The following is a 12,481-nucleotide window of genomic DNA, read 5'->3' on the forward strand; positions in this document are numbered from 1 at the left end:
CCCGTGCCGAGCAGCGTCCGCGGTCCCGGCGCCCGCACCCCGCGCCCGACGGCGACCGGACGGGGGGACAGCGGGCCGTTCGTCTCCCGCCGTGCCCCCGGGACCCGCCGCAGCAGCGGGGCCGGGCTGTCGGTCGAGCAGCGCGGCCGCCGCAACCGGTGGGGGTTGATCGTCCTCGTCAGCCTTCTCGTGCTCGTCGTCGGGCGGCTCGTGGTGCTGCAGGGCATCGACGGCGCCGCGTACGCCAGCGCGGCGGAGCAGGACCGGCTGCGCACCATCCCGCTGGCGGCGATCCGCGGGCAGATCCTCGACCGCGACGGCAACCCGCTGGCCTACACGGTCGACGCGTCGCGGGTGGTCGCCGACCCGACGATGGTCCGCGACCCGGCCCGCACGGCCCTCGCCCTCACCACCCTCCTCGACGTCCCCGTGCCCGAGCTCACCCGGAAGCTCTCCCAGGACAGCCGCTACGAGGTGCTGGCCACCCAGGTGGTGCCGGAGACGGCCGACGCGGTCGACGGGCTCGAGCTCGCGGGGGTCTACCTCCGGGACGACCCGGTGCGGCTCTACCCGGTCGGCGCGGTGGGCGGCCAGGTCGTCGGCTTCGTGGGCAGGGAGGGCACCGGGCTGGCCGGCATCGAGCAGACCTTCGAGGAGGAGCTGTCGGGCACGGCGGGCCAGCGGACCGTCGAGGTCGGCAGCGGCGGCCACCCGATCCCCTCGGGCATCGACGAGGTCACCGAGGCCGTCGCCGGCCGCGACGTCACCCTCACCCTCGACGAGGACCTGCAGTTCGTCACCGAGGAGCGGCTGGCGGAGGCGTGCGCCGACGGCGCCACCACCCGGGCCTCGGCGGTGGTCCTCGAGGTGGCCACCGGGCGCGTCGCCGCCATGGGGTCGTGCCCGGGCTACGACCCCGGCAGCTACTCCACGACCGACCCCGAGCGGCTGGGCAACCCCGTGGTGTCCGACGTCTTCGAGCCGGGCTCGGTCATGAAGGCGGTGACCCTGGCCGCCGCGGTCGAGGAGGGGTACGCCACCCCGGACCGGGTGATGACGGTCGACGGGCACATCCAGGCCGGCGACCGGGTCGTCACCGACGCGCACGACCACGACCCGGTCGACTGGACGGTCACCGGCATCCTCGCCAAGTCCAGCAACGTGGGGACGATCATGCTGGCCCGGGAGGTCGGCGACGAGAAGCTCGAGGAGTACCTGCGGGCCTTCGGCATCGGGGAGAAGACCGGCATCGAGCTGCCGGGCGAGAGCCGCGGCATCCTCCAGGACTCGGCGGAGTGGAGCGAGGTGCGCGCGGCCAACGTCGCCATCGGGCAGGGCGTCTCGGTCACCACCCTGCAGATGGCGTCGGTCTACCAGGCGATCGCCAACGGGGGAGTGCGGGTGGAGCCCCGCATCGTGTCGTCGGTGACCGGCGCGGACGGCCGCCCCGAGGAGACCCCCGAGCCCGCCCGCACCCGGGTGGTCAGCGAGTCCACCGCCGAGCAGATGGCCTACATGCTCGAGGCCGTGGTCGGCAAGGGCGGCACCGCCCCGCTGGCCCAGATCGAGGGCTTCCGCGTCGCCGGCAAGACCGGCACCGCGCAGCGCGCCAACCCGGAGTGCAACTGCTACGCCGGCGGCGGCTACGTGACCACCTTCGTCGGGTTCGCCCCGGCGGACGACCCGCAGTACGTCGTCGCCGTCGACCTGGAGCGGCCCACCAGCTCCGCCGAGGGCGGGCAGGTCGCCGCGCCGGTGTTCGCCGACGTCATGCGGGCGGCGCTCATGGCCGACGGCGTCGTGCCCTCCGGTACCGCGCGCCCCGAGTTCGTCCTCACCGGCGCCCCCTGAGCGAGAACCCCTCCTGCCCCGCCGCTCGCGTGTGCGGCGGGGCCCCGCCGCGGCGCCTGGGCGCGGTGACGTCGTGCGGACATCCACCGCCGGTAGATTGGAGCCCCGTGACCCCGACCGACCCCGGGACGGCCCCGCGGCCGACGGGGAACCGCCCGCTGCCCCTCGCCGAGCTTGCCGACCTCATCGGCCCGGCCGAGGGCCCCGGCACCGACGTCGCCGTCTCCGGGGTCACCCTCGCCTCCGGTGAGGTGGGGCCGGGCTTCCTGTACGCCGCCCTCCCCGGCGCCCGGACCCACGGCGTCCGCTTCGCCGCCGACGCGGCGGCCCGCGGGGCGGTCGCCCTGCTGACCGACCCCACCGGCCGGGCCGACGCGCTGGCCACGGGGCTGCCGGTCTGCGTCGTCGAGGAGCCCCGGCAGGTGCTCGGGGCGGTCGCCGACCGCGTCTACGGGGAGCCGAGCCGCCGGCTCACCGTCCTGGGCATCACCGGCACCAACGGCAAGACGACGACGAGCTACCTGGTCGAGGCCGGGCTGGCCGCCGCCGGCCGCAGCACCGGCCTGATCGGCACGGTCCAGACCCGCACCCGCGCCGCGGACGGCACCGTCACCGCCCTGCCCAGCGTCCGCACCACCCCGGAGGCGCCCGCGCTGCACGCGCTGCTCGCGGGCATGGCCGACGCCGGGGTCGGTGCCGTCGTCATGGAGGTCTCCAGCCACGCCCTGGTGATGGGCCGGGTGGGCGGCGTGCGCTTCGCCGCGGCCGGCTTCACCAACCTGGGCCGGGACCACCTGGACTTCCACCGCGACATGGAGGACTACTTCCAGGCCAAGGCGCTGCTCTTCGACGGCCGCGCCGCAGTCGAGGTCGTCGACGTCGACGACGCGCACGGCCGCCGGCTCGCCGGGCGGCCCGGCCGCCCCCGCCCGGTCACCGTCGCCGGCAGCGAGGGCGCGGCGGCCGTCTGGACCGTCTCGGACGTCGCGACGGCGCCCGGTGGCGGCTCGACCTTCACGCTGCACGGGCCGGGCGGGCGCACCTGGCCGGCGCGCGTCCGGCTGCCCGGGCGGTTCAACGTGGCCAACGCCGTCCTGGCCGTGGCGCTGCTGGACGCCGTCGGCGTCGCCGTCGAGGACGCCGTCGCCGGCCTGGCCGAGACCGTCGTCCCGGGGCGCATGGAGCCCGTGGACACGGGGCAGCCGTTCGTCGCCGTCGTCGACTACGCGCACACCCCCGACGCCGTGCGGACGGCGCTCGCCGCCCTGCGCGAGGCCACCCCCGGACGGCTGATCACCGTCCTCGGGTGCGGCGGCGACCGGGACCCCGGCAAGCGCCCCGAGATGGGCCGGGTGGCCGCCGAGGGCAGCGACGTGCTCGTCGTCACCGACGACAACCCCCGCTCCGAGGACCCCGCCGCCATCCGGGCCGCGGTGCTCGCCGGCGCCCGGGACGTGCCGGGAGACCGGCGTGCGGAGGTGCTGGAGGTCGGGGACCGCCGCGCCGCGCTGACCGCCGCCGTGGAGCTCGCCCGCGCCGGGGACACCCTCCTGGTGGCCGGCAAGGGCCACGAGACGGGCCAGGAGGTGGCCGGCACGGTGCACCCCTTCGACGACCGGGCGCAGCTGCGCGAGGTGCTCGCCGCGTCGGGGACACGGGCATGATCCGCCTGTCGCTGACCGAGGTCGCCGCGCTGGCCGGGGGTCGGCTCGCCGGCGCGCCCGAGGGCGCGGTCACCGGGAAGGTCACCCTCGACTCGCGGGCGGTCGCCGCCGGGGACCTCTTCGTCGCCGTGGCGGGGGAGCGGGTCGACGGCCACGACTTCCTCGGGGCGGCAGCGGGCGCCGGCGCGGTGGCCGCTCTGGCCACCCGACCCGACCCGGCGCTGCCGTGCGTCGTCGTCGACGACCCGGTGGCCGCGCTGGGCCGGCTGGCCGCCGGGGTCCACGCGCGGCTGACCGCCGCGGGCGTGCGCACCCTGGCGATCACCGGCTCCTCGGGCAAGACCTCGACCAAGGACCTCCTGGGGCAGGTGCTCGCCGCGCACGGGCCCACGGTCAGCCCGCCGGGGTCCTACAACAACGACATCGGCCTGCCGCTGACCGTGCTCTCCGCCGACGCCGGCACCCGGTTCCTCGTCCTGGAGATGGGCGCCCGCGGGCCGGGGCACATCGCCCGCCTGTGCCGGGTGGCCCGCCCCGAGGTCGGCGTCGTCCTCAACGTCGGCTCGGCCCACCTGGGCGAGTTCGGCAGCGCCGACGGCATCGCCCGGGCCAAGGGCGAGCTCGTGGAGGCGCTGCCCGCCGACGGCACCGCCGTGCTCAACGCCGACGACGCCCGGGTGCTGGGCATGGCCGGCCGCACGGGCGCCCGGGTGCTCACCACGGGGCGCTCGGAGCAGGCCGCCGTCCGGGCCGTCGACGTCGCGATGGACGAGGCTGCCCGCGCGCGCTTCACCCTCGTCGCCGGCGGTGAGCGCCACCCGGTGGCGCTGCGGGTCGTCGGCGAGCACCAGGTGGCCAACGCGCTGTCGGCCGCCGGCGCCGCGCTGGCGGTGGGCCTGGGCGCGGGCGCCGTCGCCGCGGCGCTCTCGGAGGCCGAGCCCCGCAGCCGCTGGCGCATGGAGATCGACCGGCGCGCCGACGGGGTGACCGTCGTCAACGACGCCTACAACGCCAACCCCGAGTCGATGCGGGCCGCGCTCGCCGCGCTCGCCGGGCTGGCCGGGACCCGGCGCATCGCCGTGCTCGGCGGCATGGCCGAGCTCGGCCCCGACGCCGCCGCGGAGCACGAGCGGCTGGGCCGCGACGCGGTCGCCGCCGGGGTCGACCTGGTCGTGGCCGTCGGCGCGGATGCGGTAGGCATAGCGGGAGGTGCGACCGTCGCGGGGCGGGGCGCAGGAGAGGAGTCGGTGCACGTGCCGGACCGGGCCGCTGCCCTTGCGCTGCTGTCGGAGGTGCTGCGACCGGGTGACGTCGTCCTCGTGAAGGCCAGCCGGGCCCACGGCCTGGAGCTCCTCGCGGCCGACCTGCTGGGCGGTGCCGCGCAGTGAGGAGCGTCCTGATCGCCGCGGCGGTCGGCCTGATCGTCTCGATCCTCCTCACCCCGCTGGCCATCCGCGCGTTCCGCCGGCAGGGCCTGGGCCAGGAGATCCGCGACGACGGCCCCGAGAGCCACCTCTCGAAGAAGGGCACGCCCACGATGGGCGGCACCGTCATCGTCGGCGCCACCGTGCTCGGCTACCTGGCCGCGCACCTGGTGTTCGTCGGCGAGTCCGGGTGGGGGTTCAGCGCCACCGGCCTGCTGCTGCTGTTCCTCATGGTCGGCATGGGCACGGTCGGCTTCCTCGACGACTACCTCAAGATCCGGCACCGCCGCAGCCTGGGCCTGAACAAGACCGCGAAGCTGGTCGGCCAGCTCGTCGTCGGCGTCACCTTCGCCGTCCTGGCGATCAACTTCCCGAACGCCGACGGCGTGGAGCCCGCCTCCACCGTCGTCTCCTACGTCCGCGACATCGCGCCGATGACCCTCGGCCCGATCGCGTTCGTGATCCTCGCCTACCTGTTCATCGCCGGGTTCTCCAACGCGGTGAACCTCACCGACGGCCTGGACGGGCTGGCCGCCGGTGCGTCGGCGATGGTGCTCGCCTCCTACATCGTCATCTCGTTCTGGCAGTTCACCCACGACTGCGCCAACGAGCTGATCGAGGGCTGCTACACCGTCCGCGACCCGCTCGACGTCACCCTCGTGGCCGCGGCGGGCATGGGCGCGTGCCTGGGCTTCCTGTGGTGGAACACCAGCCCGGCGCGGATCTTCATGGGCGACACCGGCTCGCTCGCGCTCGGCGGCCTGCTCTCGGGTCTGGCGATCGTGACCCGCACCGAGCTGCTGCTGGTGGTCCTGGGCGGCCTGTTCGTGGCGGTGACGCTGTCGGTGATCATCCAGGTGGCGTTCTTCCGCGCGACCCGCCGCCGGGTGTTCCGCATGGCGCCGCTGCACCACCACTTCGAGCTCGCCGGCTGGACGGAGAACACCGTCATCGTGCGGTTCTGGCTGGTCACCGGGATGGCGGTGGCGTTCGGTCTCGGCCTGTTCTACGCCGACTGGCTCAGCTTCGTGGGCCTGTGAGCGCCCCGTCCTCGCCCGTCGCCGGCCGCACCGTCCTCGTCGCCGGGCTCGGGATCTCCGGGGCGGCCGCCGCCCGGGTGCTGCTGGCCTCCGGCGCCCGGGTCCTGCTCGCCGACGCCGCCCGGCCGGGGGCGGTCGACGAGCTCACCGGCGCGGGGGCGGAGTGGCTCGGGGCCACCGAGACGCTGCCCGAGGGCGTCGACCTCGTCGTCACCTCCCCGGGCTGGCGCCCCGACGAGCCGCTGCTGGTCGACGCCGCGGCCCGCGGGGTGGAGGTGGTCGGCGAGCCCGAGCTGGCGTGGCGGCTGCGCATCCCCGGCCCGGACGGCCTCCCCGCACCCTGGCTGGCGGTCACGGGGACCAACGGCAAGACGACGACGGTCACGATGCTCGAGGCCATCCTGCGGGCGGCCGGCCGCCGCGCGGTCGCCGCCGGCAACGTCGGCCGGCCCCTCGTCGAGGTGGTCACCGCCCGGGAGGAGGACGGCACGCCGTCCTACGACGTCGTCGCCGTCGAGCTCTCCAGCTTCCAGCTGCACTGGTCCTCCTCGCTCGCGCCGGCGGCCGCGGCGGTGCTGAACGTCGCCGACGACCACACCGACTGGCACGGCTCCTTCACCGCCTACCGCGACGCGAAGGCCCGCATCCTCGAGCGCGCCCCGGTCGCCGTCGGGGACGCGGGAGACCCGGTCGCCGCCGCGCTCGTCGCGGCGCACCCGCGGCCGGTGACGGTCACCCTCGGCGAGCCCGCCCCCGGCCAGCTCGGCGTGCGCGGCGGCGCCCTGGTCGACCGCGCGTTCGCCGACGACCCGGCGGGGGAGCGGCTCCTGGAGCGCTCGGCGATGCCGGTCCCGGGCCCGCACAACACCGTCAACGCGCTGGCCGCCGCGGCCCTCGCCCGCGCCGCCGGGGTGCCGGCGGAGGCGATCGCCCGGGGACTGGCCGCGTTCACCGGTGGGGCCCACCGCAACGCCCTCGTCGCCACGGTCCACGGCGTGGACTACGTCGACGACAGCAAGGCGACCAACCCGCACGCGGCCGGGGCCTCGCTCGCGGCGTACCCGCGGGTGGTCTGGATCGCCGGCGGGCTGCTCAAGGGCGCCGACGTCGATCCCCTCGTCGCCGCGGTCGCCCCCCGGCTCGCCGGCGTCGTCCTGCTCGGCCGCGACCGCGCCGTCGTGGCCCGTTCGCTGGCGCGACACGCCCCGTCGGTGCCGGTCGTGGAGGTCCCGAGCGGCCACCATGGCGGGATGGACGGGACCGGTGTGACGGGAGAGGAGACGATGACCCGGGTCGTCGCCGCCGCCGCCGGGCTCGCGCAGCCGGGGGACACGGTGCTGCTGGCCCCGGCCGCCGCCTCGATGGACGTCTTCCGGGACTACGGCCACCGCGGCCGCGCGTTCGCCGACGCGGTGCGGGCGCTGGGGGCCCGGCGGTGACCACCACCGAGCGGCCGCTGCGCGAGGCGCGCCCCACCCGCGGCCGCACCCGCCCGACGGCTTCCCGCACCCCGCCGCCGCGCCGGTGGGCCGGTCCCGCGTGGCTCGACGGCCCGCTGACCAGCTGCCACCTGGTGCTGGGCGCCGCCGGACTGCTGCTGCTCATCGGGCTGGTCATGGTCTTCTCCGCCTCCTCGATCGAGGCGGCGCTGGCCGACGAACCGGCGTGGGCCCCCGGCGTCAAGCAGCTGGTCCTTGCCTGCATCGGCCTGGGCGCGATGGTGCTCGCGATGCGGCTGCCGGTGGGCCTGGTGCGGCGCTGGTCGCCCATCGCGCTGCTCGTGGTGATCGGCCTGCTGGTGCTGGTGCTCGTCCCGGGCATCGGCCTGGAGCGCAACGGGGCCCGGCAGTGGATCCCGCTGGGCGTCACCGACTTCCAGCCCTCCGAGGCGGGGAAGCTGGTCTTCGCGCTCTGGGGCGCGCACGTCATCGCCCTGCGCGAGCGCTACCTGACGACGAGGTCGCTGCTGGTCCCGGTGCTCCCGGTCTTCGCCCTGCTGTCCTTCCTGCTCATCCTCGAGCCCGACTTCGGCGGGGTGGTGAGCCTGGGCCTGGTGCTCGTCGGCCTGCTGTGGGCCGGCGGGATGCCGATGCGCTGGTTCGGCGCGTTCGCGGCCGTCGCGATCGCGGCGATGGTCGCCATGGTCTGGGCGGCCCCGTACCGGATGGCGCGGATCACCGCGTTCCTCGACCCGTTCGCCGACCCCGACCACACCGGGTTCCAGGCGATCCGCGGCATGTACGCCCTGGCGACGGGCGGCCTCTGGGGGGTCGGCCTGGGCAACAGCAAGATGAAGTGGAACATCCTGCCGGAGGCGGAGTCCGACTACATCTTCGCGATCATCGGCGAGGAGCTGGGCTTCCTCGGCTGCCTGGTGGTCGTCACCCTCTACGGCGTCCTCGCCTACGCCGGCTTCCGCATCGCCCGGCGCTCGGCCGACCGGTTCGTCCAGCTCGCCTGCGTCGCGATCACCGTGTGGCTCATCGGCCAGGCGACCATGAACATGGGGTACGTGGTGGGCCTGCTCCCGGTGACCGGCGTGACCCTCCCGCTGATCTCGGCGGGGGGTACCTCGCTGGTCCTCACCCTCTTCATCGTCGGGCTGCTGGCCCGGTTCGCCCGCTCCGAGCCCGCCGCCATCGAGGCGTTGCGGACCGCCGAGCGCGGCCGCCTCGCCCGGCTGCTCGCCCCCGCCCCGACCGTGGCCGTCGACCAGGTGCGGCCGAGGCGGTCCCCGGCCGACGACGTCCCCGAGCGCCCCGTGGTCGGGGGTGCCCGCACCCTGCTGCACGCCCGCGGCGCCCAGCCCCGCCGGTCCCCGGCGCCCGCCCCGGCGACGCGTGGCGCGGCCCCGGCGCGGCCCCGGCCGGTCTCCCGTGCCGCCACGCCCCTCCGCGAGCCGGCCCGCACCGCCGCTCCCCGGCAGCGGCCGGTCGTCCCGCGCGGTCGTCCGGAGGGTGGGCGATGAGCGCGGTCCGGTCGGTCGTGCTGGCCGGTGGCGGAACCGGTGGGCACATCGAGCCGATGCTCGCCCTGGCTGACGCGCTCCGCCGCCGCGACCCCGCGCTGCGGCTGACCTGCCTGGGCACCGCCCGCGGCATGGAGACCCGGCTCGTCCCCGCGCGCGGCTACGACCTGCGGCTCATCCCGCCCGTGCCGCTGCCCCGCACGCCCACGCCCGACCTGCTCCGGGTGCCCGGCCGGGTGCGCCGGTCGGTGTCGGAGACCCGCGCGGTGCTCGACGACGTCGCCGCCGACGTGGTGGTGGGCTTCGGTGGCTACGTCGCGCTGCCGGCCTACCTCGCCGCGCGGCGGGCGGGGATCCCGACCGTCGTGCACGAGCAGAACGCGCTGCCGGGGCTGGCCAACCGCGTCGGCGCCCGCCTCGCCGCCCGCGTGGCGGTCACCTCGCCCGGCACGCCCCTGCACCGCGGCGAGCACGTCGGCATGCCGCTGCGCCGGGCCATCTCCACCCTGGACCGGGCCGCCCGCCGGGCCGAGGCCCGGGCGGAGTTCGGTCTGGACCCCGAACGGCCGACCCTGCTGGTCTTCGGCGGGTCCCAGGGGGCGGCGTCGCTGAACCGCGCTGCCGTCGCCGCCGCCGGCGCGCTGACCGAGGCGGGGGTGCAGGTGCTGCACGCCCGGGGGCCGAAGAACACCGACGTCGCCGTCCCGGCCCGCGCGGCCGGGCAGGCGCCGTACGTCGTCGTCGACTACCTGGAGCGGATGGACCTCGCCTACGCCGCCGCCGACCTGGCGCTGTGCCGGTCGGGGGCGGTGACCGTGGCCGAGCTCTCGGCCGTGGGCCTGCCGGCCGCGTTCGTCCCGCTGCCGATCGGCAACGGCGAGCAGCGGCGGAACGCCCTGCCGGTGATCGAGGCCGGCGGGGGGCTCCTGGTGGAGGACGCCGACCTCGACGCCGCCTGGATCAGCGACACCCTCCTGCCGCTGCTCACCGACCCCGCGGCGCTGGCCGGCCTGGCCCGGCACGCCGCCGCGGCCGGCGTCCCGGACGCCGACGAACGGCTGGCCGACATCGTCTGCGAGGTGGCGGGGTCGTGAGCGCGCAGGCGGTCGCCGACTGGACCGGTCCGGTGCCCTCCCTGCCGGAGCTGGGAGCCGTGCACTTCATCGGCATCGGTGGGGCGGGCATGAGCGGGATCGCGCGCATCCTGCTCGCCCGCGGCGTGCCGGTGTCGGGCTCCGACCGGCGGGACGGGCCCACGCTGCTGGCGCTGCGCGCCCTGGGTGCGCGGGTCGAGGTCGGCCACGACGGCGCGCACGTGGGGGAGGCCGACACCGTGGTGGTCTCCACGGCGATCCGGGCCGACAACCCCGAGCTCGTCGCCGCCCGGGAGCGCGGGCTGCGCGTGCTGCCGCGCGCCGTCGCCCTGGCCGCGGTGATGGCCGGGCGGCGCAGCATCGCGGTGGCGGGCACGCACGGGAAGACCTCGACCACCTCGATGCTCACCGTCGCCGTCCAGGCGTGCGGCGTCGACGCCTCCTTCGCCATCGGCGGCAACCTCAACGAGTCCGGCAGCAACGCCCACGCGGGGGAGGGCGACGTCTTCGTCGCCGAGGCCGACGAGAGCGACCGCTCCTTCCTCCTGCTCTCGCCCTTCGCCGGCATCGTCACCAACGTCGAGGCCGACCACCTCGACAACTACGGCGACCTCGCTGCCGTGGAGGCGGCGTTCGACCGGTTCCTGCAGACCGTGGACCCCGCCGGCTTCGTGGTCCTCTGCGCCGACGACCCGGGCGCCGCGCGGCTCGCGTCGGTCCCCGGCCCCGCACGGGTGCGCACCTACGGCACCGCCGCGGACGCCGACCTGCGGCTGCTCGACCTCGAGGTGGGCCGCGAGCACACGGCCTACACGGCGGTGCTGGACGGCGCCGTGCTCGGCCGGGTGCAGATCCGGGTGCCGGGTGAGCACATGGCGCGCAACAGCGCGGCGGCGCTGCTCGCCGGGCTGGAGCTCGGGCTGCCCGCGCGCGGTCTGGTGGACGGGCTGGCGCGGTTCGGCGGGGTGCACCGGCGGTTCGAGCTCAAGGGGACCGCCGGCGGGGTGCGGGTCTACGACGACTACGCCCACCACCCCACCGAGGTCGCCGCGCAGCTGCGCGCGGCCCGTGCTGTGGCGGGCGACGGTCGGCTCGTCGTCGCCTTCCAGCCGCACCTCTACAGCCGGACCCAGGAGTTCGCCGAGGGGTTCGGCGCGGCGCTGGGCCTCGCCGACGAGGTCGTGGTCATGGACGTCTACGGCGCGCGGGAGGACCCCGTGCCCGGGGTCACCGGCGCGATGGTGGCCGACGCCGTCCCGCTGCCCGCCGAGCACGTGCACTTCGAGCCGTCCTGGTCGGCCGCCGGGCCGGCGCTGGCCGCGCGCGCCCGTCCGGGCGACCTGGTGATGACGATGGGGGCCGGCGACGTCTCCATGGTGGGTCCCGAGGTGCTCGACGCGCTGCGCGCCGCGGAGGGTCCGGCCGGGAGGGACGACGCGGCGGACGCCGGACGGTGAACCGCACCGGCAGCACCACGAGCGACCGCACCCGCCGCACCCGCGGTCCGGCCGAGCGCCGCGCCGCCGACCGCCGGGGTGCCCGGGTCGCCCCCCTGCCCGACCGCCGCCCGCCCCGGCGCCGCAGCCGCCACCGGCGCGTCCTCCAGGCCGCGGCCGCGCTGACCGTCGTCGCGGGGATCTCCTGGTTGCTCTGGCTCGGCCCGTGGCTCGCCGTCCGCACCGTGCAGGTCGACGGGACGGCGACCCTGACGCCCGACGGGGTGCTGGAGGTCGCGCAGGTGCCCGAGGGGGTGCCCCTGCTGCGCGTCGACCTCGGGGCGGTGGAGCAGCGGGTGGCCCGGCTGCCGCAGGTCCGCGACGTGCAGGCGGCCCGGGGGTGGCCCGACCGGATCGTGATCACCGTCGCCGAGCGCGTGCCCGTCGCGGTCGTCGGCCCGCCCGGCCGGCGGTCGCTGGTCGACGCCGAGGGGATCCTGTTCGACACCGTCACCGGGAGCGCGCCGCGCGGAGTGGTGCCGCTGACCGTCGACGACCCGGCGCCGGACGACCCGGCCACCCTGGCCGGGCTCGCCGCCATCCGCGCCCTGCCCGGGCCGCTGCGCGAGGACGTCGTCGAGGTCGCCGCGCCCGGACCGCAGTCGATCACGCTCACCATGGCCGACGGCACCGAGGTGGTGTGGGGCGGCGCAGAGGAGTCGGCCACCAAGGGCGAGGTCCTCGTCGCCCTGCTCGACCGGATCGCCGGCGGGGAGCTGGAGCCGGCCGGGCTCATCGACGTCAGCGCCCCCGACGCCGTCGTCCTGCGCTGACCCCGGCGCACCCGCCCCGGTGGCGGACCGTGGCCGCACGCGTGCGGACCGGCTCGGGGAAGTGGTCGCCCGGACACGCCGGTCGCCGCGACACGCCCGACACGCGCTCCGGCCGCAGATCTTTCTTCGCACCCGCTGCGGCCGTCCCTGCATCACGGGATGAGACGTTTC

9 protein-coding genes are annotated in these 12,481 nt (G+C 76.8%); all 9 read left to right on the top strand.

Features of this window, described 5'->3' with window-relative positions:
- Positions 1–3 precede the first annotated feature (3 nt).
- The 9 genes from ACI792_RS06410 (at position 4) to ACI792_RS06450 (ending at position 12,310) form a co-directional block, all read left to right on the top strand.
- Entirely contained in the window at positions 4–1,851 is a 1,848-nt protein-coding gene (locus ACI792_RS06410) for a peptidoglycan D,D-transpeptidase FtsI family protein (protein WP_456601864.1), read from the top strand.
- A 107-nt stretch (positions 1,852–1,958) separates the two neighbouring features.
- Positions 1,959–3,515 (top strand): UDP-N-acetylmuramoyl-L-alanyl-D-glutamate--2,6-diaminopimelate ligase, encoded by a 1,557-nt coding sequence (locus ACI792_RS06415; RefSeq protein ID WP_456601865.1) that lies wholly within the window; start codon positions 1,959–1,961, stop codon positions 3,513–3,515.
- A complete protein-coding gene (locus ACI792_RS06420; protein WP_456601866.1) occupies positions 3,512–4,903 on the top strand; it encodes a UDP-N-acetylmuramoyl-tripeptide--D-alanyl-D-alanine ligase in 1,392 nt (463 codons plus the stop codon). The genes ACI792_RS06415 and ACI792_RS06420 overlap by 4 nt, the downstream gene beginning before the upstream one ends.
- Entirely contained in the window at positions 4,900–5,979 is a 1,080-nt protein-coding gene (mraY, locus tag ACI792_RS06425) for a phospho-N-acetylmuramoyl-pentapeptide-transferase (protein ID WP_456580888.1), read from the top strand. Before ACI792_RS06420 ends, mraY begins: the two co-directional genes overlap by 4 nt.
- Entirely contained in the window at positions 5,976–7,418 is a 1,443-nt protein-coding gene (murD, locus tag ACI792_RS06430) for a UDP-N-acetylmuramoyl-L-alanine--D-glutamate ligase (protein ID WP_456601867.1), read from the top strand. The genes mraY and murD overlap by 4 nt, the downstream gene beginning before the upstream one ends.
- Positions 7,415–8,947 carry a putative lipid II flippase FtsW gene (gene ftsW, locus ACI792_RS06435; RefSeq protein ID WP_456601868.1) on the top strand — a complete coding sequence of 511 codons (1,533 nt, stop codon included), beginning with the start codon at positions 7,415–7,417 and terminating at the stop codon, positions 8,945–8,947. The genes murD and ftsW overlap by 4 nt, the downstream gene beginning before the upstream one ends.
- Complete coding sequence (gene murG, locus ACI792_RS06440; protein WP_456601869.1) at positions 8,944–10,041, top strand: undecaprenyldiphospho-muramoylpentapeptide beta-N-acetylglucosaminyltransferase; 1,098 nt, start codon at positions 8,944–8,946, stop codon at positions 10,039–10,041. The genes ftsW and murG overlap by 4 nt, the downstream gene beginning before the upstream one ends.
- Positions 10,038–11,498 carry a UDP-N-acetylmuramate--L-alanine ligase gene (gene murC / locus ACI792_RS06445; RefSeq protein ID WP_456601870.1) on the top strand — a complete coding sequence of 487 codons (1,461 nt, stop codon included), beginning with the start codon at positions 10,038–10,040 and terminating at the stop codon, positions 11,496–11,498. Before murG ends, murC begins: the two co-directional genes overlap by 4 nt.
- Positions 11,495–12,310: a cell division protein FtsQ/DivIB gene (locus tag ACI792_RS06450; RefSeq protein WP_456601871.1), complete on the top strand. Its 816-nt coding sequence runs from the start codon at positions 11,495–11,497 to the stop codon at positions 12,308–12,310. The genes murC and ACI792_RS06450 overlap by 4 nt, the downstream gene beginning before the upstream one ends.
- Positions 12,311–12,481 lie beyond the last annotated feature (171 nt).

The sequence above is a fragment of the Blastococcus sp. SYSU DS0669 genome, from assembly GCF_054050895.1.

Coding starts and splice junctions, on each gene's coding strand:
- ACI792_RS06420 (WP_456601866.1), top strand. CDS start 3,512: ATGATCCGCCTGTCGCTGACCGAGGTCGCCGCGCTGGCCGGGGGTCGG.
- murG (WP_456601869.1), top strand. CDS start 8,944: ATGAGCGCGGTCCGGTCGGTCGTGCTGGCCGGTGGCGGAACCGGTGGG.